General features: G+C 61.0%; 23 protein-coding genes. 12 read left to right on the top strand and 11 right to left on the bottom strand.

Features of this window, described 5'->3' with window-relative positions:
• Positions 1-89: 89 nt before the first annotated feature.
• A complete protein-coding gene (locus HNQ50_RS09235) occupies positions 90-1,121 on the bottom strand; it encodes a LacI family DNA-binding transcriptional regulator (RefSeq protein ID WP_184099807.1) in 1,032 nt (343 codons plus the stop codon).
• Between HNQ50_RS09235 and HNQ50_RS22330 the strand changes: the two genes are divergently transcribed.
• The 6 genes from HNQ50_RS22330 to HNQ50_RS09210 all read left to right on the top strand — a co-directional run bounded on the left by HNQ50_RS22330 (position 1,120) and on the right by HNQ50_RS09210 (position 7,717).
• Complete coding sequence (locus HNQ50_RS22330) at positions 1,120-1,245, top strand: hypothetical protein (RefSeq protein ID WP_281386161.1); 126 nt, start codon at positions 1,120-1,122, stop codon at positions 1,243-1,245. The two genes, HNQ50_RS09235 and HNQ50_RS22330, sit on opposite strands and share 2 nt — an antisense overlap.
• Positions 1,246-1,419: 174 nt before the next feature.
• Entirely contained in the window at positions 1,420-2,559 is a 1,140-nt protein-coding gene (locus tag HNQ50_RS09230) for an ABC transporter ATP-binding protein (RefSeq protein ID WP_184099805.1), read from the top strand.
• Entirely contained in the window at positions 2,556-4,553 is a 1,998-nt protein-coding gene (locus tag HNQ50_RS09225) for a beta-galactosidase (RefSeq protein ID WP_221303099.1), read from the top strand. Before HNQ50_RS09230 ends, HNQ50_RS09225 begins: the two co-directional genes overlap by 4 nt.
• 52 nt (positions 4,554-4,605) lie before the next feature.
• Complete coding sequence (locus HNQ50_RS09220; RefSeq protein ID WP_184099803.1) at positions 4,606-5,853, top strand: ABC transporter substrate-binding protein; 1,248 nt, start codon at positions 4,606-4,608, stop codon at positions 5,851-5,853.
• 71 nt (positions 5,854-5,924) lie between these two features.
• Positions 5,925-6,845: a carbohydrate ABC transporter permease gene (locus HNQ50_RS09215; protein WP_221303098.1), complete on the top strand. Its 921-nt coding sequence runs from the start codon at positions 5,925-5,927 to the stop codon at positions 6,843-6,845.
• A gap of 20 nt (positions 6,846-6,865) precedes the next feature.
• Complete coding sequence (locus tag HNQ50_RS09210) at positions 6,866-7,717, top strand: carbohydrate ABC transporter permease (protein WP_184099801.1); 852 nt, start codon at positions 6,866-6,868, stop codon at positions 7,715-7,717.
• A 42-nt stretch (positions 7,718-7,759) separates the two neighbouring features.
• Here the strand turns inward: HNQ50_RS09210 and HNQ50_RS09205 are convergent, their stop codons facing one another.
• The gene (locus tag HNQ50_RS09205; protein WP_184099799.1) at positions 7,760-8,401 is read right to left on the bottom strand and encodes a glutathione S-transferase family protein; all 642 of its coding nucleotides are present in this window, start codon (positions 8,399-8,401) and stop codon (positions 7,760-7,762) included.
• Between the two features lie 86 nt (positions 8,402-8,487).
• Between HNQ50_RS09205 and HNQ50_RS09200 the strand changes: the two genes are divergently transcribed.
• Complete coding sequence (locus HNQ50_RS09200) at positions 8,488-9,153, top strand: TetR/AcrR family transcriptional regulator (RefSeq protein ID WP_184099797.1); 666 nt, start codon at positions 8,488-8,490, stop codon at positions 9,151-9,153.
• Positions 9,154-9,200: 47 nt separating this feature from the next.
• Here HNQ50_RS09200 and HNQ50_RS09195 read toward each other — a convergent pair whose 3' ends face one another.
• The 4 genes from HNQ50_RS09195 to HNQ50_RS09180 all read right to left on the bottom strand — a co-directional run bounded on the left by HNQ50_RS09195 (position 9,201) and on the right by HNQ50_RS09180 (position 12,007).
• The gene (locus HNQ50_RS09195) at positions 9,201-9,566 is read right to left on the bottom strand and encodes a surface-adhesin E family protein (RefSeq protein WP_184099795.1); all 366 of its coding nucleotides are present in this window, start codon (positions 9,564-9,566) and stop codon (positions 9,201-9,203) included.
• A 133-nt stretch (positions 9,567-9,699) separates the two neighbouring features.
• Entirely contained in the window at positions 9,700-10,521 is an 822-nt protein-coding gene (locus tag HNQ50_RS09190; RefSeq protein ID WP_184099793.1) for a helix-turn-helix transcriptional regulator, read from the bottom strand.
• 104 nt (positions 10,522-10,625) lie between these two features.
• Positions 10,626-10,934 carry a hypothetical protein gene (locus tag HNQ50_RS09185; protein ID WP_184099791.1) on the bottom strand — a complete coding sequence of 103 codons (309 nt, stop codon included), beginning with the start codon at positions 10,932-10,934 and terminating at the stop codon, positions 10,626-10,628.
• 5 nt (positions 10,935-10,939) lie between these two features.
• Positions 10,940-12,007, bottom strand: a complete 1,068-nt coding sequence (locus HNQ50_RS09180) for an AbrB family transcriptional regulator (protein ID WP_184100162.1) — start codon at positions 12,005-12,007, stop codon at positions 10,940-10,942.
• Between the two features lie 235 nt (positions 12,008-12,242).
• Here HNQ50_RS09180 and HNQ50_RS09175 point away from each other — a divergent pair, with 235 nt between their 5' ends.
• Positions 12,243-12,869 (top strand): TetR/AcrR family transcriptional regulator, encoded by a 627-nt coding sequence (locus HNQ50_RS09175; protein WP_184099789.1) that lies wholly within the window; start codon positions 12,243-12,245, stop codon positions 12,867-12,869.
• On the opposite strand, the gene HNQ50_RS09170 is transcribed toward HNQ50_RS09175, so the two are convergent.
• The 5 genes from HNQ50_RS09170 to HNQ50_RS09150 all read right to left on the bottom strand — a co-directional run bounded on the left by HNQ50_RS09170 (position 12,856) and on the right by HNQ50_RS09150 (position 17,058).
• The gene (locus HNQ50_RS09170) at positions 12,856-13,578 is read right to left on the bottom strand and encodes a LytR/AlgR family response regulator transcription factor (RefSeq protein ID WP_184099787.1); all 723 of its coding nucleotides are present in this window, start codon (positions 13,576-13,578) and stop codon (positions 12,856-12,858) included. The genes HNQ50_RS09175 and HNQ50_RS09170 overlap by 14 nt on opposite strands.
• A 9-nt stretch (positions 13,579-13,587) precedes the next feature.
• Complete coding sequence (locus HNQ50_RS09165; protein ID WP_184099785.1) at positions 13,588-14,655, bottom strand: sensor histidine kinase; 1,068 nt, start codon at positions 14,653-14,655, stop codon at positions 13,588-13,590.
• The gene (locus HNQ50_RS09160; RefSeq protein WP_184099784.1) at positions 14,652-15,161 is read right to left on the bottom strand and encodes a hypothetical protein; all 510 of its coding nucleotides are present in this window, start codon (positions 15,159-15,161) and stop codon (positions 14,652-14,654) included. The genes HNQ50_RS09165 and HNQ50_RS09160 overlap by 4 nt, the downstream gene beginning before the upstream one ends.
• A 144-nt stretch (positions 15,162-15,305) precedes the next feature.
• Complete coding sequence (locus HNQ50_RS09155; protein WP_184099782.1) at positions 15,306-16,688, bottom strand: MFS transporter; 1,383 nt, start codon at positions 16,686-16,688, stop codon at positions 15,306-15,308.
• Between the two features lie 157 nt (positions 16,689-16,845).
• Positions 16,846-17,058, bottom strand: a complete 213-nt coding sequence (locus HNQ50_RS09150) for a DUF1289 domain-containing protein (RefSeq protein WP_184099780.1) — start codon at positions 17,056-17,058, stop codon at positions 16,846-16,848.
• Positions 17,059-17,192: 134 nt separating this feature from the next.
• Here HNQ50_RS09150 and HNQ50_RS09145 point away from each other — a divergent pair, with 134 nt between their 5' ends.
• The 4 genes from HNQ50_RS09145 to HNQ50_RS09130 all read left to right on the top strand — a co-directional run bounded on the left by HNQ50_RS09145 (position 17,193) and on the right by HNQ50_RS09130 (position 20,781).
• Positions 17,193-18,047: a UDP-2,3-diacylglucosamine diphosphatase gene (locus tag HNQ50_RS09145; protein WP_246428641.1), complete on the top strand. Its 855-nt coding sequence runs from the start codon at positions 17,193-17,195 to the stop codon at positions 18,045-18,047.
• The gene (locus HNQ50_RS09140; RefSeq protein WP_184099778.1) at positions 18,044-19,099 is read left to right on the top strand and encodes a glycosyltransferase family 4 protein; all 1,056 of its coding nucleotides are present in this window, start codon (positions 18,044-18,046) and stop codon (positions 19,097-19,099) included. The genes HNQ50_RS09145 and HNQ50_RS09140 overlap by 4 nt, the downstream gene beginning before the upstream one ends.
• 93 nt (positions 19,100-19,192) lie before the next feature.
• Positions 19,193-20,038 carry a M90 family metallopeptidase gene (locus HNQ50_RS09135; protein ID WP_184099776.1) on the top strand — a complete coding sequence of 282 codons (846 nt, stop codon included), beginning with the start codon at positions 19,193-19,195 and terminating at the stop codon, positions 20,036-20,038.
• Positions 20,035-20,781 (top strand): class I SAM-dependent methyltransferase, encoded by a 747-nt coding sequence (locus HNQ50_RS09130; RefSeq protein WP_184099774.1) that lies wholly within the window; start codon positions 20,035-20,037, stop codon positions 20,779-20,781. Before HNQ50_RS09135 ends, HNQ50_RS09130 begins: the two co-directional genes overlap by 4 nt.

Raw genomic sequence — 20,781 nt, 5'->3', positions numbered from 1 at the left:
ACACTATCAGTCACTTGCAGACGCTGCTGTAGGTCATTCTGAAACCGGGTGCCAGCTAAAGACCCAGCCAGCCGCCTGATTGGCTGGCATCAGTCCGCGTACCCCTTGGGGGGCCGGGGTGGCGCCGTACTGGCGCGCGGCTTGAGCACGGGCTCGGACGTCACGCGCATCTCGTCCGCTACGTCTGCCGGGGCCGGTTGCTTGATCAGTTTGCGCAAGAGATCGACCGCCATTTCGGCCGCCTCTTGCGTGGGCACGGCGACGGTGGAGAGTGCCGGCCGGGTTTCCTGCGCCATCTGGATATCGGTAATGCCGATCACGGAGAGGTCGTCGGGCACGCTCAGTTTCAGGTCGGTGGCGGCATGCATGACGCCAATAGCGGGCAGGTCATTGGTGGCAAAAATAGCGCTGAGGCCCGGTTGATCCAGCAACAAGGCCCGCGCCGCCTCGTAGCCGCCCTGTACGGTATCGAGGCCATTGCGGCAGTGGCTTTCCGGCAAATCAACCCCGGCTGCACGCACGGTATCAATAAAACCCTGCATCCGCGTGGTGTGCACGCCGCCCTTGCCGTTGCCGATAATCACGCCAATCTGCCGGTGCCCCAGCCGCAGCAGATGTTCCGCCGCCAGTTGCCCGGCCAGGCGGAAATTCACCGCCACACAAGGCAGGCCAGGCGGTTCTTCCGGTTTTTCCCACATACACAACACCACCGGCGCGCGGCTTTGGCGCAGGGTGCCGAAATCCAGATTGCAGTTCATCACCAGCACGCCTTCCGAGAGCGAACCCGACAACTGATTCAGATAGGCATAAGCGGTGGCGGGGTCATCGTTGGTATTACACAGCAGCATAAAGCTGCCGTGATCGCGCGCGGCTTGCTCCACCGCCAGCGCAAATTCCGGATAGAACGGGTTGGCAATGCTGGACACCATCAGCGCCAGGGTCGGGCCACGACCTTCGGCCAGAGCACGCGCGTTCAGATTGGGGCGATAACCCAGCGCACTGATCGCGGCCATGACGCGCTCGCGGGTTTCCTGACTCACCCGCCCCCGGTTGCGCAACACGTTGGAGACGGTGGCGGGGGTGACGCCAGCGTGACTGGCAACCTCTGAAAGTGTAGTCATGATGTTTTTGTTACCTGTTCTGGCGCTGGCCGCCATCAAGGGTGTGGTTGACGTCTATCCCGCAGTGCTGTTGATTTCAATGCATTTTACGCTGCAGGGCAGCATGAAAAGTGTGCGGCAATAGCATGCCACTGTATTGCAAATGACAAAAATCTGCTGATATAGTCCGTAGCAACTGATCGCAAACTACATCCGGGCAGACGCTGCCAGTTCAGTTTGATGTGGCTGGCGGCTTTTTTTTGAAATGCATGATTAAGCGCTTAATCATATGGCGCAATCACACCACGGAGCCAGGTTGATGGCAAGCATTTCGTTGAGAGGGGCGCAGAAAAGCTATGGCGATCACCAGCAGGTGATCCGCAATGTGGATCTGGAGATTGGCGACAACGAGTTCTGCGTGTTTCTGGGGCCATCGGGCTGCGGTAAATCCACATTGTTGCGGATGATTGCCGGTCTGGAAGACCTCACCGATGGTGAACTGCGCATTGGCGGCCGCCTGATGAACGAGGTCTCTTCGGCCGAACGCGGCGTGGCGATGGTGTTCCAGAGCTACGCACTGTTCCCGCATATGACGGTGTTCGAAAACATGGCCTTTGGCCTGAAGCTGGCCAAAACGCCGGTGGAGACCATCAACCAGAAGGTCAACGCCGCCGCCCGCATTCTGCAACTGGAAAACCTGCTGACGCGCTATCCCAAGGCGTTGTCTGGCGGCCAACGCCAACGTGTGGCGATTGGCCGCGCCATTGTGCGCGAGCCGGGCGTGTTTTTGTTTGACGAACCGCTCTCCAATCTGGATGCCACCTTGCGCGGGCAAACCCGGATCGAGATCGCCCGCCTGCACAAGCAGTTTGCTGCCGCCAGCGTGGTGTACGTCACGCACGATCAGATCGAAGCCATGACCCTGGCCGACAAGATCGTGCTGCTGCATACCGGCAAAGACATGGAGCGCCACGGCAGCATTGCCCAGGTGGGCGCGCCGCTGACGCTCTATCACCGGCCGGTCAGTCGTTTTGTCGCGGGGTTTATTGGCTCGCCGCGCATGAATTTTCTGGAAGCAACAGTCAGTGCGCTGCCCGCTGGCGGGGTGGAGGTCGTGCTGGATGGCGCTGGTGAAACGCTGACCGTGGCTGTGTCTGGCGCAAAGCTGGCCGTCGGGCAGGGCGTGACGCTGGGCATCCGGCCAGAACATCTGGAAACCGTGGCGGATGCCGCAAACCAACCCCAGACCCTGCGTCGCACGGTCACGCTGATTGAAGCGCTGGGCGAACTCAGTTACCTGCATCTGAATGCCGTGGGCGAAGCGCCGCTGATTGCCAAAGCACCGGGTGATGCGCAGGCCCGGGTGGGCGATACGCTGACCTTTCGCGCCCCCGCCGCGTTGTGCCACCTCTTTACCGAAGACGGTTTTGCCGTGCCCCATCTGGAGACCTTGCCGTGAACCAAAACGACGCAGCCATGCGCCTTGGCGTGTGCTATTACCCGGAACACTGGCCTGAAACCATGTGGGCAGATGACGCCCGCCGCATGCGTGAACTGGGCATTGATCAAGTGCGGATTGGTGAATTTGCCTGGAGCCGCATTGAGCCTGAACCGGGTCGCTTTGACTGGGGCTGGCTGGATCGGGCCATTGAGGTGCTGGGCGCAGCGGGGCTGAAGGTGGTGATGTGTACGCCCACCGCCACGCCGCCCAAATGGTTGATTGATCAATATCCGGACATTCTGGCGATCAATGCCGAAGGCCGCCCGCGCCGCTTTGGCTCACGCCGGCACTATGATTTTTCTTCCCCCGCCTGGTTTGAAGCGTCGCAACGCATCTGTACCGAGATCGCCCAGCGTTACGGCCAGCACCCGGCGGTGAAATTCTGGCAGGTGGATAACGAATACGGTTGCCATCACACGGTGGTGAGTTATTCGGCGGCCGCCACCAAGCGGTTCCGCCAGTGGCTGCGGGCACGCTATGGCGATATCAACACGCTCAATGAAGCCTGGGGCACCGTGTTCTGGAGCATGGAATACCGTGGCTTTGAAGAGATCGACCCGCCGGTCGATGCCGTCACCGAGGGCCATCCGGCGCATCGCATGGACTATCGCCGTTTTGCCTCGGACGAAGTGGCGCGCTACAACCGCATGCAGGTGGATATCTTGCGGGCGCATTCGCCGGGTCGGCCGGTGGTGCACAACTTCATGCAGATGTTCAACGAGTTTGACCACTACAAGGTAGCGGCCGATCTGGATGCCGCCAGTTGGGACAGCTACCCGCTAGGCGCGCTGGAAGAAATGTGGTTTGCCCCCGAGGTCAAAGCGCGCTGGCTGCGCACCGGTCATCCGGATTTCGCCAGCTATAACCATGACCTGTACCGGGGGATGTCACGCCTGCCGTTCTGGGTCATGGAGCAACAACCTGGCCCGGTGAACTGGGCGCCGTGGAACCCCGCACCGCTGCCGGGCATGGTGCGCTTGTGGACCTGGGAAGCATTGGCGCATGGCGCGGGTTGCGTATCGTATTTCCGCTGGCGGCAAGCGCCATTTGCGCAAGAGCAGATGCACGCCGGTCTCAATACGCCGGACAACCAACCGGATATTGGCGCGGCGGAAGCCGCCCGTGCTGCCGATGAAATCCGCCGCGTGCTGGCCAGCGGTGCGGATGGCGCAGTGAACACGCGGGTCGCGCTCATTCATGATTACGAAGCCAAATGGCTGTTCGAAATCCATCCGCAGGGTGCAGATTTTCACTACCCGCGTTTTGCCTTTGGTTACTACAGCGCGCTGCGCAGCCTGGGGTTTGATGTGGACATCATCCCGGCCAGCGCCAAGCTGGATGGCTATCAATTGATTGTGGTGCCGCCGCTGCCGGTGGTGCCGGATGATCTGGCGCAACGCCTGGCGGACAGTGGCGCCCAAGTGATCCTGGGGCCGCGTACCGGTTCCAAGACCGCCAGTGTGCAGATTCCGGCGCAATTACCACCTGGTCCGCTGGCCAGCATCATGCCCGTGCGCGTCTGGCGCGTAGAGTCGTTGCGCCCCAACGTCACGGAAGCCGTAGATGCCGTGGCACCGGGTTTGCCACGGCTGGTGGCGCAGCACTGGCGTGATCTGATCGAGGCCACGCCGGCCGTCGAGGTGTTGGCCACGTTTGCCGATGGCGCGCCGGCCATCCTGCGTCACGGCAAGGTGCATTACCTGGCCAGCATTTTCAGTGATGCCGGCACCCGCGCCATTCTGGCCGGGGTGGCCCAACGCGCCGGGCTACAGCCGCAGGTGCTGGATGAAACCATCCGCATCAGCCGGCGTGGTGATCTGGTGTATGTCTTCAATTACGGTGAGGTCGCATATGACATCGCCGGTGTCGAGGCGACCGCGTTTGTGGTGGGTTCAGCGCGTGTCGAGCCGCAAGGGGTGGCAATTTATCGTCAGCCCGGTCAAGTGCAGTGAAGTTCCGGTTCAGTTCTGATATCAGGCACACAACATGTTGCAGGAGATAACAATGAGCATGAAAGTACGCACTCGCATTCTGGGTTTGACACTGGCCGCCGCCGGCTTGTGTTACGGCGCGCTCGCACAGGCGGGCACGCTGGCCATCAATGTGGCCTTCAAGGGCGCCAGCCAGCGCGCAGTCTGGCAATCCGTGTTTGATGATTTCAAAAAGGCCCATCCGGATATCGACATGAAGGTGGCGTTTGTCGATGAAGAAGCCTACAAAGTGCAACTGCCTGGCTGGCTGGCCTCAGTGGCGCCAGACGTGGTGAACTGGCATGACGGCGAACGCATGGCCTACTACGCCCGCCGCGGCCTGCTGGAGGACCTCTCGGGCGACTGGGCCAAAAATGGCTGGAACGAGACCTACGCCTCGACCAAAGAGGCCTCGTCCTGGAATGGCAAGCAATACGCCGCGCCGACGGTGTATTACTCCTGGGGCATGTTCTACCGCAAGGACCTCTTTCAGAAGGTCGGCATCAGTGGCGAACCCAAAACCTGGGACCAGTTCATTGATGCATGTAAAAAGCTCAAGGCTGCCGGGATTGCCCCGATTGCCGTGGGTGGGCGGGACGCCTGGACGCTGGCCGGCTGGTTTGATTATCTGGACCTGCGCATCAACGGTAATGCCTTCCACCAGAAGCTGATGGCCGGTGAAGTGCCGTATACCGATGCCCGCGTGAAGAAGGTGTACACCACCTGGAAGGGTTTGATTGACGATAAGTACTTTATCGACAACGCCCTCTCTTACGATCTGGATGCCGCCCAGCCGTTCCTGTTCCAGGGCAAGGCCGCCATGATGCTGATGGGCACGTTTATCTCGGCCGGTTTCCCCGCGACCGTCAAACCGAATATGGGTTACTTCCAGTTCCCGATCATTGACGCCAAAGTGCCGACGGCAGAAGACGGCCCGGTAGAGTCTTTGCATATTCCGGCCAAGGCCAAAAACAAGGCAGATGCGCATACCTTCCTGGCGTTTGTTGGCACGCCGGAAATCAGCGGACGGCTGGCCAAGGGGCTGGGTTCTTTGCCGGCCAACAGCAAGGCAGAAGAGCCGGAAGATCCCATCTCCAGAATCGGCTTTCAGATTCTGTCGCAAACCCGCGGGGGCATCGCCCAGTTCTATGATCGTGACATGACCAAAGAAATGGCGGACGAAGGTATGAAGGGCATGCAACAGTTCTTGTCTGACCCCAGCCAGATCGACAGTATTCTGGCTCAGCTGGAACAAACCCGTAAGCGCATCTACAAGAAGTAAGACCGTGCCGTCCGCTGGCCTGGCTGGCGGGCGGCCAATCTTTCATACCGGCCTGGCCTGGAGATGAACGCGTGATCGATTCGGTAACGGATATTGCGTTGGCCGCACCGGCTGCCAAAGCGGTCAGCAAGCGCTTGTCGCCCAGCGCCCGGCGGCAGCGGCGGGCCGCATGGTTGTTCCTCGCGCCGGCGTGCATCATGGTCGCCCTGTTTGTGCTGTACCCGATTCTCAAAAGTATCTCGCTCAGCTTTTATAACTGGGATGGCATGACCGACAAAACCTTTGTCGGGCTGGCCAACTATGTCGAGTTGTTTCACGCGCCCACCTTTTACACCGCGCTCAAGAACAATCTCTTGTGGCTGCTGCTGTTCTTGCTGGCGCCACCCATGGGGCTGGCCATTGCGCTGTATCTGAACCAGGCTGTGGCCGGCATCCGGCTGATCAAATCCCTCTTCTTTGCGCCATTTGTGTTGTCGGGTGTGGTGGTAGGGCTGATTTTCAGCTGGTTTTACGACCCCACTTTTGGCTTGCTGGCGCTGATTCTGGGGCACGGTATTCCGGTGCTGGGGGATGCGCATTACGTGACCTTTGGCATTGTGTTTGCCGCGCTGTGGCCACAAACCGCCTATTGCATGATTCTGTATCTGACCGGCTTGACCGGGCTGAACGCGGAGCAGATTGAAGCCGCGCGCATGGAAGGCGCTCGGGGCTGGACCCTGCTGTGGCACGTGGTGCTGCCGCAATTGCGCCCGACCACCTTTATGGCGATGGTCGTCACCATCATCGGCGCGCTCAGAAGCTTTGATCTGATCTCGGTGATGAGCAGTGGCGGCCCGTTCGAGAGTTCAACCGTGCTGGCGTATTACATGTACGACCAGGCGATCAAGTACTACCGCTATGGTTATTCCGCCGCCATTGCCGTGGTGCTGTTCGCCATCATGCTGGTGTATATCGCCTGGCATTTGCGGCGCTTGCTGCGTAACGAGCATTAAGACCGACCAGAGAGACCGCCATGTTCCCCATGCCCATAGAACACTGGAAGCCGCTGAACCGGCGGCTGTACAAGCTGACCCTGCCACTGGCCTTGCTGGTCTGGCTGCTGCCGTTGATTGCGGTGATGGTGACCTCCATCCGTTCCACGGAAGAACTCACCGAAGGCAATTACTGGGGCTGGCCCAGGCACTTTGCGCTGATATCCAACTACCATGAGGCGCTGACCACTTCGCCCATGCTGCATTACTTCTTCAACAGCGTGATGATCACCGTGCCGGCCGTGATTGGCGCCATTGCGCTGGCCGCCATGGCCGGGTTTTCGCTGGCGGTGTATCAGTTCCGGGGCAACCTGGCACTGTTTGCCACCTTTGTTGGCGGTAACTTTGTGCCAATCCAGATTCTGATGATCCCGGTGCGTGACCTCTTTTTGCAGATGGGGCTCTACAACACGCTGTGGGCGCTGATGTTGTTCCATATCGCTTTCCAGACCGGGTTTTGTACGCTGTTTTTACGCAACTTCATCAAGCAGTTGCCGTATGAGTTGATTGAAGCCGGCCGCATTGAGGGAGCAGGGGAGTGGGCTATTTTCTGGCGCATCATCCTGCCGTTGATTCGCCCGGCACTGGCCGCGCTGTCGATCCTGGTGTTCACCTTTGTCTGGAACGACTACTTCTGGGCGCTGTGTCTGACCCAGGGCGACGAAGCCGCGCCGCTGACGGTAGGTGTAGCGGCCCTGCGCGGGCAGTGGGTGACCGCCTGGAACCTGGTGAGCGCGGGTTCCATCCTGGCAGCGCTGCCCTCGGTCATGATGTTTTTTGCCATGCAGCGGCACTTTGTGGCCGGGCTGACCTTTGGGGCGACCAAGGGCTGAATGCGTTTTACCCCCGCCCGCCCTCGATCGCCCGCGCTTTGATTAGCGGCTCATCTCTGCGGAATAAGCCGCCATTTCTTCCGCCAGCGCCCGCGCTACGCTGGGGCGTTGCTTGAGTGCCTGTGCATAGGCTTGCAACTGCGGCCATTCTCTCAACTCAATACCGGCATAGGGCGACCAGTTGAGCACGGTCATCAGATAGGCATCCGCCACCGTAAAGTAGCCCAGCAGATAATCTTGCCCTGTCAGTTGCTGGCTCAGATAGCCAAAGCGCAAGGCCAGCTTTTGCCGGGCAAACGCTTTGGCGCCGTCCGGGCTGTGCCGATCCAGCAGCGGGATGTAAGTGGCCTTGTGCAATTCTGTGGCAATGAAATTGAGCCACTGCTGCAAGCGGTAGCGCTCCATGCCACCCGCAGGCGCCAGGTGGGCTTGCGGGTATTGATCCGCCACATACTGCAGCACCACCGGGTTTTCTGTGATGATCTCGCCATTGCGAGTCCGGATCGCCGGTACCTGCCCCATTGGATTGATAGCGTGAAAGTCTGAACCATCTGCCAGCAAGCGCTCGCCTGGCCTGGTGTGGATATCCACATAGATAAATTCTGCTTCCGCCCCGGCTTGTGCTTCATAAAGTGCAATGCGTGTGGCCGCCGAACAGGCCAGTGGCGCAAAGTAAACCTGCATGATGCTGCTCCTGGTGGTTGATTTTTGTACCGTGTAGTAATAAATTATTCCGGTGATTCTCACTCGTCAAGAAATTAATTTACCAAATGGTACGAAAATCAGCAGAACCGGCTGCCTTGCCGCAAAGCCCCACGCCAGAACCGATCAGCGGCGGTCTCCGCCCTCGTGGTCGCCCCAAAGCCTACGATGCCGGGCACGCCCTGGAGCAAGCGCGGGACGCCTTCTGGGATAGCGGCTTTAACGGCACTTCGCTGGATGATCTGACTGCGGCGACCGGCATGAACAAGCCCAGCCTGTACGGTGCGTTTGGCGACAAGCACACCTTGTATCTGCAGACCCTGGCGCGCTATCGGGAACTGGGGCGCAACGCCATGCGCGAAGAACTGGCCAGCCACCCGGGTCTGGCGCAAGCGCTACGCGCAATCTATGCCCGGGCCATTGCCATCTACACCACCGGCCAGCGCGGTGCGCGCGGTTGTTATCTGATTGGCACTGCGGCGACCGAGGCCGTCAATGATCTGGCCGTGCGGGAGGCTTTTGCCGCCGGCCTGCATGAACTGGATGACCTGCTGGCAGCACGTCTGCGTGACGCCGTGGAGAGCGGGGAACTGGTGACCGCCATTGAACCCGCTACCCTGGCGCGGGTGTTGTGTGGCGTGATGAATTCACTGGCGTTACGTGCCCGCGCGGGGGAGTCGACCGCCCAGCTTGAGGCGATGGCAGAAGGGGCGGTACAACTGGTTCTGCCCTGACCCAAAGGACCGCTGACGGCCCTTTGGGTGATGCGGCAAAACCGGGTTTACTTCGTGCTGGCCGGGGCAGGCGCGGGGAGCAACGCCGGGACATCGCACAGCTTGGCTTCAACCAGCGCAAACACGCTGTCGTCGGTGTACGGCGTCAGTTTGCTGTCGTGCGGCGGGGTCTTGTTGACCAGCTTGTAGCCCTGGTCAAAATAAAACGAATCAACAATGCGCGCCTTGTGCGCCGTACAGTCCAGCTCGAGATCGCTCAGGGCGTTGGCAATCCGCGGATCTTTGTCCAGCTTCAGGCCGCTGGTGGCCATTCTGACCGTGACCACATTGCCCATGCGTTTGACCGAATCCATATCGATCTGGTTGGTGCCGTCGAGCGAAAAGAGTGTGGTAGCAAGAAGAAGAGGCAGCATAGCGTCGGTTGTCGTGGTGGTTGATCAATTGTTGTGAACCCGGCCTGTAGCGATCGTACGGGCTGGGGCAATAACGGGGCAGCGGGCCGGATGGTTTACTGGTTATGACGTTGGTATTGCAACGGGTGCAGACTCAGCCTTCGACCAGCAAGCGCACGCGTTCGACATCTTGCGCCGTCGCCGGACTGTACACCACCATGCTGAGTTCGGGCTGCCCATCGACCGCAAACACGGAATAATCCAGAGAGAGCGGCCCAACTACAGGATGCAGGATCTGTTTGGTGCCCTCGCCATGGGTGCGCACCTCGTTACGGTGCCACAGGGCGGCAAACTCCGGGCTGCTGGCCGTCAGTTCTTCCACCAGCATCCGCACACTCTCTGGCGCGCCGACGCGGGCAGACTCCGCCCGAAAGCTGGCGACGATGGCCTCGGCATCTTTTTCCCAATCCACCATGCGCGCTCGCACCATGGGGTTACCAAACAGCATGCGCAAGGAGTTGCGTTCGTGTACCGGTAACTGTCTGTAGTCGGCCAGCACTTTGGTGGCGGCGTGGTTCCACGCCACGATATCCCAATTGGCCCGGCGGACAAACGCCGGGCTCAGTGGCATGGCATCCAGCACGCGTTGCAGGCGTGGCGTGACCATGCCGGGGGCCTGGCCGCGAATTTCCGGCGGGCGGTCCTGCGCCAGTAAAAACAGATGCTCACGCTCCGCCGCCGTCAGATCAAGCGCAGTGGCAATGCGCTCCAGCACCGCAGTAGAAGGCACGCCGCCACGGCCTTGTTCCAGCCAGGTGTACCAGGTGGCGCTGATACTGGCCCGCAAGGCGACTTCTTCCCGCCGTAGTCCGGGCGTGCGCCGATTGGCCGCGGTATAGCCAAACGCCGCCGGGTTCAGCCGGGCGCGGCGGTTTTTCAGGTAATTGCCCAGCCGGTTTTCTTCAAGCGTGCTCATGGTCTGCCTGTGGGTTGCCATCCCGCGATCATGCTACGGGCTCAGCACCCGAGAATAAACGCATGCACAGCGTAGCGAAAGGTGGACCGACCTGCGTGTTTTGCTCAAGCGCGGCGGGCGCGCTGGACCGCGCCAAAATGCAGTGCCAGATGGGTGCCGATGGCTAATGCACCCGCTACCAGTACGCCAAATGGCAGGTTCAGCGCAGGTGCGACCGGGTGGGTGGTGACAATGGCCGTCCCCAGCAAAAGATTGAACAACCCCCAGTAAAAGTTAACCAGCGGCGAGGAATCACCCCGACCACGGGGCTTGGCAAAAGGCGTCGGAAACGGCAGGCCAGACAAACCCATCGCCAGATGAGGCAGGGCGTTGCACAACAGTGCGCCGGCAAGAAACAACAGAACAAGGCTCATGAAATTCACACCTGGTTAGAGTGGGTAGAAGGGGCGCGGGCCGATTGCGCGGCCATGAAACGCGCCAGAAACGGGCTCAGGATCAGTACGGTCATGAAGCGGCAGACTTGCATGGCCATGACAAATGGCACATCGACATGGCTGGATGCGGCAATGATGGCCACCGTATCCGCGCCACCAGGGCTGGTTGCCAGATACGCGGTGAGCGGGTCGATGCCGGCCACATGCACCAGTACGGCAGCCAGACCGCCGCAGGCGGCAATCAGGGTGAGGGTGCACAGCAGCACGCGCGGCAAGGCACGCGCCGCGTAGCGCAACAGCGGGCGGGTAAATTGCAGGCCGATGCGCCAGCCGACGATGGCATAAGCCACCACCAGCAGGGCAGGCGGCAACTCCACCTTCATCAGGCCAAAATGCACCAGGGCCATGCCGCCAAACATGGGGAGCAGAATCGCCCCGGCGCGGATTTTGAAACGCTGGGTGATCAGGATGCTGACCGCGCACAGCGCCAGGGTGGCGCCCAGTTGCGGCCAGTCTGGCAAGTGCAGCCAGTCTACCGTGGCCGGGCCATGCGGCGCATGTGCGCCCATGATGCGGGTGATGACGCTGGCAACGGCCGCCACCAGCATGACCCGCAGGTATTGCATCAAGGCCACCAGCCGGGTGTCTGCCCCAAAGGCTTCTGCCATCAACGTCATGGTGGTGGCCGCACCAGGGCTTAAGCCCCACATGGCGGTGGAGCCGGGCAGCACCCGCAGGCGGGTCAGCAACAGACCCAGCCCGGTGCTGATGGCCAGGACGGAGAACACACCGGCAATAAACAACCACCAGTGTTGCCCCACGCCACCGCCCACCCAGGAGGGCAAGGCGCGGGCGATCATGCAGCCGATCAGCGCTTGCGCCACCAGGAACGGCCATGAGGCGATCTGACAGTTGCCGCCGTTGGCCGTCACCAGAATGCCGGCGAGCATCGGCCCCAATAACAGCGCCGCCGGCAAGCCGGTGCGGCCCAGCACTGCGCCAGACAGGGCGGACAACAGCAGCAGCGCAAGCCATTGGGCACGCGGGGACATCCTGGCAAATACGCCGGCACGGAGGGCTTCGGTCTGGTTTGGGTTCATGGTGCGCGCTGATTGGAAAACAGGCGAATGGATACTTTCAAAAATAGTAGAGGATATCCTCGCATATTGCAATGATGGGGAGACGAAAGCAGACCCTATATGTTTTCAAATCGTTATTTGAAAGGAGGTTTGCGTCGTCACGCCATCGACTTATAATGCGAGGATTATTCAAATATACCTCGCATCCATGAATGATCATCTGACCAGCCCCCAGCTTGCCGCGCCCAGCATAGAACCCCGGCAGGAACGTGGCCGCCAGCGTGTAGCGGCCATCTTGCAGGCGGCGGCAGCGCTGTTTGTGGAAAAGGGGTTTGATAAAACCACCATGACCGAAATTGCCGCACGGGCAGAGACGGCCATCGGTTCGCTGTACCGGTTTTTTCCGACCAAGGGCGCGGTGGCGGATGCATTGTTGCTGCGTTACGCGCAAAGCACGCTGCAGGGGCTGACCGCGCTGGAACAACAGGCGTCGCAGCTGACGCTCGATGGACTGGCTGAAGCCCTGCTGGATTTGCGCCAGGGCTTGCTGGATCAGCGCGGCGTGGTGCTGGCGCTGGTGGAGGCACGCGGTGGTAGCCAGGATATCCGCCAGGAGTTCCGTGACCTGTCCCGCGCGGCCATGAGCCGTGTGTTGCAACAGGCTATTCCCGGGCTATCCGTCGCCCGGTCAGACGCAATGGCGGTGCTGATGCTGCACGTGCTTAAAGGGATGACGATTGTCAGTGAGGAATCGCCAGCACTGCGCCATATGGTGCTGGCGGAACTCCGGACACTTTTACACCTCTGGCTGCACAGTGCGGCTACATCTGCTTGAACAGACCGGCGCAAGCGCGGCTGACGGGCAGGGTTTCGCTGCGGTCGCGCAAGTGAATGCGCAGGCGGCCCAGTAAGTCCCGCTGCACATGATCAATGGCGGCCAGCGCCACAATGACGCCGCGATGCACCTGCACAAAGCGTTCCGGGTCCAACCGTTGCGCCAGGTCTTTCAAGGGCGTGCGGATCAGGTGGCGTTTATCTCCCACCACGACCTCTGTGTATTTGTCGGTCGCCTGGAAAAAGGCCACATCCTCCACCGATACCAGGTGCGTGGTGTCGCCCAGACCCACAGTCAGCCAGCGGATCGGGCCCTCGTCTTTGGCCAGCGGTGGCGCTGCGGTGGGGCTTTGCGCTGGCGCGCCGCGTTGCAGCCGGGCAATACAGCGCAGCAGGCGTTCATCACTGAGCGGCTTGAGCAGGTAATCGACTGCCGAGGCGTCAAAGGCTTCGACGGCGTATTCGTCATAGGCGGTGACAAAAATGACCCGCGTATCGCTGGCCAGTTCTGCCACCTTCAGGCCATCCAGCCCTGGCATGCGGATATCCAGAAAAGAGAAATCCGGCTGGGTGGCGTTGATTTGCGCCAGCGCTTCAATGCCGTTACGCGGCATGGCCACAATGGTCAGTTCTGGCCAGAAGCGGCCAAGGCGCTCCGCCAGTTCAGCGGCCAGATTGGGTTCGTCGTCGGCAATCAGGGCGGTGGGCATGCAGGTTTCTCAAAGCGGAAGGATCAAACGGGCGGTGACGCCAGGCCCGGTATGGGTGCTGATCGACAAGCTGGCCTTGTCACCATACAGCGTGAAGAGGCGCGTGCGCACGCTGGATAAGCCGACTCCGCCATGAACGTGGCTGCTGACGCCCAGCCCGACACCGGTATCCACGACACTGAGCACCAGCTTGTCGCCTTCCCGCGTGGCGGTCACCGTGATGCTGCCGCCGTCTACGGCCGGTTCAATCCCGTGCAACAGCGCGTTTTCCACCAGGGGTTGCAGCAGCAACGGTGGCAGGATGACGTCGCGGAGCGCCATGGGCACATCCAGGCGATATTGCAGGCGCTCACCCAGGCGGATGGCGGCAATGGATAACAGTGCTTCGATCAAAGAGAGTTCTTCGGCCAGTGCCGATTGCGGTTTGCGCGTGCGGGAAAGGCTGGCGCGCAGATAGCGATTCAGGTGATCGAGCATCTGCGTGGCGCGTTCCGGGTCGCGGCTGATCAGGCTTTGTACGTTGGCCAGCGTGTTGAACAGAAAGTGCGGTTCGATCTGGGCCTGCAGCATGGCGAGCCGCGCTGCGGTTTCAGCCTGCCGTAATTCGGCGGCACGCCGTTTTTCGGTTTCCAGTGCGGTGCGCATGCGCATGGATTGAAACAAAATGGTGACCAGCGCGCACACCATGCTGGCGACAATAAAGGTCGGCAGCAAATGCAGCCAGATTGCAGCGGCACCTGGCCCGAAAAAGCCGGGCAACTGGCCGGTGGTCAAGGTGGTCAGCGCCACGCCGACGATCACACTTACCGGGGCAATAAACAAAATACGCACCAGCATGCCAGGGTGGCGGCCTCCGGCCAGGAACAGCCGGCCAAACCCCCAGGCGACATACCCGATGCTGTTGGCGATCAACAGATCAAACCACAGCACGTCCCCGCGTCCGCCCAGCCAGAAGCCCAGGCCAATCAGGCTGTTGAGCACGAGCAACGTGAGCGCAAACCAGCCTGAACTGCTATCGGCCAGCTTGGCCCAGCGCGCTGGTGCGCTGACAAGGCGTGGTGCCACGTGCTGATTCATTGACCCGCTCCGGACCACTGTGCCGAGGGGGTTTGTGCTCGCTGACGGCGAACCAGCACATTGAGCGCGCGGCCTGCCGGCATACCGGCCAGAAAACCCCAGAGCGCCAGCGCAGTCGGGACGAACAGCGTGGAGGTAATCCAGGAAACATGCGCAGCGATGGCGAAATGCAGCACGAATTCAAATCCGAAAGTGAACAAAATGATGATCAGCAAACCGGGATCACCCGGCATGCGGACCAGACTGCCGTCGAAGGATAGTGTCCAGCGCCTGGCGTGATGCCAGCCTGCGGCCAGCCCGATCAAGCCGGCCAGCACGGCAGCACCCCAGTCAATGACCCCGGCGTGGGGAAATAGCCCCAGCATGCTGTTCAAGCCACTGCCCACAATCAGCAGCGGAAACAACAAAAGGCGCTCTGGCTTGACCGTACGCGGCATGCAACGTTTGACGCCAATGTAAATCAGCACCGCGAGGATGACAAAAACATATCCGGGAACGTGTGACATGAAAGGCTCCTTGAAAGGGGTGGAAACTGGAGCCCAGTGTAAAGAGCACGTCGACCCGGCCGATGGTTGTGCGATAAAGCGCGACAATCCGGGATGAAATGCGCCCGGCGCAGATGAACTGCACCGTCGTGCTGGCTGGCAAGTTCAGGCGCGGCGGGGCGCTGCGTGTGGCCAGGCCAGCAGCACGCAGATAAATTGCAGCGCCGCACCACACGCCATACTGGCTCTGAGTCCGGCGGGCCCTGCGCCAGCCACACTGTAAAGCGCGCCCAGTATGGCGACACCCAGCGTCGCGCCGGTCATGCGCACAACATTGATGAGGGACGACGCCGTGCCGGCACGCGTGCTGGCAACGGCCCCGACCGCAGCGCCCATCAAGGGGCCGGTGGCCAGACCCATTCCCAAGCCGGTGAGGGCCAGACCGGTTTCGATCGGGATCAGGCTGGCGGCGTGGGCAAACAGGGCAATCAAGGCAAGGCCGCTGGCAATGATCAGTACGCCGCCACAGGTCATGACGCGCGCGCCCCACCGGTGAACCCCGGTGCCAGAGAACGGCGAGACGAGCACAAACGTCAGCGCCATGGGCATGAGTGCCAGCCCGGCCTGGGTGCTGGAGAGATGCCAGGCGCTTTGCAGCGTTAGCGGCAACAGAAACAAGGTGCCATACATACCGAAAGTCATGCCCAGCGTACCGATCACTGCGCTGCGAAATGCCGCCACGCCAAAGAGATCCAGCGGCACCAGGGCCGCCGCGCCGTGCCGCCGCTCAATGCGCAGGAAGACGGCGCAGGCCAGCAGGCTGATGACCAGCGCAATGACCGCCAGTGGCCAGTGTTCACGCACTTCAATGGCGGCAAAGGCCAGCGCCGCCAGCGTCACGGCACCAGCGACTTGTGCGCCAGCATCAAAATGGCGCTGTTGCGGATCGGCAGATTCCGGCACGGCCAGCGCAGCCAGTACCACGGCCGCCAGGCTAAACGGCACCACCGAGACAAAAATACTGCGCCAGCCCCAGTAGTGGATCAGCACCCCGCCCAGCGTCGGGCCAATCGCCATTGACAGCCCGTTGCATGCTGCCCAGATCCCCAGCACGCGGCCCCGTGCGGTCGGGTCTGGCCAGATCACCCGGATCAATGCCAGCGAGGCCGGAATCAACAGCGCCGCGCCCAGGCCGGCCAGTGCGCGCCCGGCGATCAGTACGTTGACATTGGGCGCAACCGTACACAGCACAGAGGCCACAGAGAAAAGCGCAGCGCCAATGATGAAGATGCGACGCCGGCCGGTCAGATCCGCCAGCAAGCCGCCGGTGAGCAACAGCGCGGCGTACACCAGGTTGTAGCTATCAACCACCCATTGCAACTGGCTGGTGCCCACCGATAATGCGTTGCCAATGGCACGCGCGCCCAGATTGACGATGGCGGTATCGACCTGCGCCACCAGCACTGCAAGGCATAGCGCCACGATGGTGAGATAGTGCGCCGGCACGCGGGTCTGGCGCGTGACGGGCGGGATGGAAAGATCACTCATGCTGGTTTGTCCAGGTAGGCCAGGAGAGTTCAGTCTATGGCCCTGACTGGTAGCATGCTTCGATGCAGACCGAAATGTCGCGGCGGGGTGCAATCGCATCTAACGGCCAACAAAAAGACCCGCCAGGGCGGGTCTTGTGTCGGTCTTGCCAGCGGGCCTAGACGCCGCGCGCCAGCCAGGGCGGCGGCAAACCGGCTTTGGCCCAATGCGCCTCCAGCCGCTCCCATACCACTTCACGTTCCGCCTCACTCATCATGACCCATTGCGAGACCTCGATAAACGTGCGGCCGCAGCCACGGCAGACGTCATCGCCCATACCGGTGGAACACACGGCAATGCAGGGGGTAGCGGGGCGGGCAGGTTTGTTCATGATGGGGCAGGCAGGCAAAAAATCCGGGACTGACTATCGACGCAGCAAGGGCAATGTGTCAAGGCGCAGCCGCCTGGCGTGATTCATGAAGCCGTCATCAAACCGACGCGTAGTTGTCATTTGATCTATGCAATATGCGCCAAACCAACGGCTGGGACTTCGACATGGCGGATCACGCGCTGAAATTCCGCAGTATCTGGATCTCCGACATCCACCTTGGCACCGCTGGCTGCCAAGCCGATTATCTCCTCGATTTTCTCAAGAATACCGAATCCGAATACCTCTACCTGGTGGGCGATATCGTCGATGGCTGGGCAATGAAGCGTTCCTGGTACTGGCAACAAAGCCACAACGATGTGATCCAGAAAGTGCTGCGCAAAGCGCGCAAGGGCACCCATGTGATCTACATCCCCGGCAACCACGACGAGGCGGCGCGCCAGTTTCTGGGGCTGATGTTTGGCGACATCCGTATTGAGGATGAAGTCATTCACCAAACCGCAGATGGCCGCAAATTGCTGGTGCTGCATGGTGACCGATTTGATGGCGTGGTCCAGTGCGCCAAGTGGCTGGCGATTGTCGGTGACCGCCTCTACGGCATCACGCTGCGTCTTAATTACTGGTTTAACCGGCTGCGCGCCCGCATGGGCCTGGGTTACTGGTCCTTGTCGCAATACCTCAAGCACAAGGTCAAAACGGCGGTGAATTTTGTTAGCAGCTTTGAAAACGCAGTCGCACAAGAAGCACGCGAACGCGGGCTGGATGGCGTGGTCTGCGGCCATATCCACAAAGCCGAGATGCGTGAGATTGAAGGCATTTTGTACTGTAACGATGGTGATTGGGTGGAAAGCCTGACCGCGCTGGTGGAGCTGCCCACGGGCGAGCTGCGCATCGTGACCTGGCAAAAATACTTTGAAGAACAATCTGCCCAGATCGCGGCGCTGGCCATGCCGGCGTCCGATACCATGGGTCTGCAAGGGGCTGCCGCATGAAAATCCTGATCGTGACCGATGCCTGGGAACCCCAAGTCAACGGTGTTGTTCGTACACTCAAGCAAACCCGCGCTGAACTGATCAAGATGGGCCATACGGTCGAGCTGATCACGCCGCAGCAGTTCCGCACCTTTCCGTGCCCGACGTATCCGGAAATCCGCCTGTCCTGGCGGCCGGGCAAGAAAATCGCCCAGTTCATCGATACCTTCAAGCCGGATGCGATCCATATCGCCACCGAAGGCCCGCTGGGGATGGCGACGCGCCGTTACTGCATCAAGCACAAGCTGCCGTTCACCACGGCCTATCACTCGCGTTTCCCGGAATACGTGCAACTGCGCTTTGGCATTCCGCTGTCCTGGACTTATGGTTTTCTTGCCCGTTTTCACAACGCCGCAGAAGCCATCATGGTGCCGACCCGCGTGGTGGTCGAGGATCTGGAAGCCCGTGGTTTCAAGAATGTGGTGATGTGGTCACGCGGTGTCGACCTGGACATCTTCAAGCCGGGTGCGCGTGAACGCCTGCAAACCCGCCATCCCATCTTTGTGTACGTGGGGCGCGTGGCGGTAGAAAAGAATGTGGAAGCCTTCCTGCAACTGGATTTGCCCGGTTCACGCTGGGTATGTGGGGATGGCCCGGCGGCCGCCACGCTCAAGGCCAAATATGGCGAAGCCCAGGGCGTGCACTGGCTGGGTGTACTCAACCAGACTGAACTGGCCGAGGTCTACAACGCCGCAGACGCCTTTGTGTTCCCGTCCCGTACCGATACCTTTGGTCTGGTACTGCTGGAAGCCATGGCTTGTGGTTGCCCGGTCGCTGCTTACCCGGTAACCGGCCCGATCGACGTGATTGGCACTGATGGTCCGGGCGCATTGAACGACGATCTGGGCAAGGCATGTCTGGACGCGCTGCGGGTGGATCGTGACGCCGTGCGCAAACATGCAGAGAAGTTCTCCTGGGCTGCGGCCAGCCGCCAGTTCCTGACCCACCTGCATCCGTTTACTGCCCACGCCCAGCAAGAAGTCGCGCTGGTGGTAGAAGGCGCCGGCCAGTAACCTTGCCGCAAGACCGCCGCCTGGACATCAGCTTGAAATGTCCGGGCGGCCCCCTCACCTCAATCGGGTTACTCATCAACCGGTTGAGTCTGCATGTTCGGATTTCTGCGTCAGCGCCGCCGCGCCAGTTTTCTGGCGGCCAACCCCATCGACGATACGCAGTGGCAAACGGCGATCAATCTGCCCTTGTTCATTGGTCTTTCTGCGGAAGAACGGCAGCGCCTGCGTGAGCATGCAGCCTGGTTTTTGCACACCAAAACCCTGACGCCCTTGCACGGACTGGAGCTGGACGCCCAGGCGCGGGTGATCCTTGCGGCCCAGGCCGTCTTGCCCATCATGAATCTGGATTTTGACGCCTATGACGACTGGTCAGAGGTGGTGCTGTATCCGGGCCAGTTCTTGACGCGCGACCGCTATACCGACCACATCGGCGTGGTGCATGAGGTCGAACAGCATCTGGCGGGGCAGGCGCGGCCGGAAGGCCCGGTGTTGTTCTCCTGGCTGGATGTCTCGCAATCGCCCTGGCTGGATGGCTGGAATGTGGTGATCCACGAACTGGCACACAAACTCGATATGCGTAACGGCGATGCCAATGGTCGCCCACCGCTGCATGCCGGGATGGATGCGGCTGTGTGGAAAAGCGTATTTTCAGAGGCTTATGATCATTTGACCCGGCTTGCCAACCACGAACTGTACAGCCCCATCGATCTGTACGCGGCCGAATCCCCGGCGGAGTGTTTTGCGGTCTTCAGCGAGTATTTCTTTGAAACACCGCACGCCCTGGTCACCCACTACCCGCGTGTCTACGAACAACTCAAACTGTTCTACCGACAAGACCCACTTCAGCGTTTGCCGCTGGTACGCTACCGCCCGGCCTTCGAACCGGTAGAATTCGGCCCGGTGGTGTTACCAACAGCGGTACCAGGAGGCTGGGCATGAGTATTGGCGTGATCGCGCCGGTGGGGAGTATGGGTGCGGCGCTGGCCGCGCAGTTTGATTTACCCTTGCTGGAGAGCGCACCGGCGACAGGCCATTATCTGGTCTGGGACCGGGAACGCCTGGCGCTGGCCGAAGCCGGCGAAAAAGCGCGGGTTGAGGTAGACCTGCTGGAAGGGGCCCAGGCTCACCGGCGCAAGTTTGGTGGTGGTCGGGGGCAACCGGTCGCTAAAGCCGTGGGCCTGAAAGCCGGTAACACGCCCACCGTGCTGGACGCCACGGCGGGTCTGGGCCGGGATGCCTTTGTGCTGGCAACACTGGGCTGCACAGTCGATATGCTGGAGCGCAATCCGGTGGCCTGTGCCTTGCTGGCCGACGGTATGCGGCGCGGGACGGAGGATGCGGCTATCGCGCAGATCGTCGCCCGCATGCGCCTGCAGCAACAAGATGCCCGCAACTGGCTGCCCGAGCACGGCCAGCCGGCCAGTTACGACGTGGTTTATCTTGACCCGATGTTCCCGGAGCCGGACAAACGCGCGCGCGCCAAAAAAGACATGCACGCGTTCCAGACCTTGATTGGCGGGGATGCCGACGCTGATGTGTTACTGGCACCAGCCCGGCGTATCGCCCGCCAGCGCGTGGTGGTCAAACGCCCACGCACCGCGCCGTGGCTGGCAGGCGTAAAACCGGACTTCTGCTTTGATGGCGAAAGTACGCGCTTTGACGCGTACTTGCCGATGCTGTGA

Source organism: Silvimonas terrae (assembly GCF_014202765.1).
GTDB lineage: Bacteria > Pseudomonadota > Gammaproteobacteria > Burkholderiales > Chitinibacteraceae > Silvimonas > Silvimonas terrae.
This window is presented reverse-complemented; position numbering and strand designations above follow the sequence as displayed.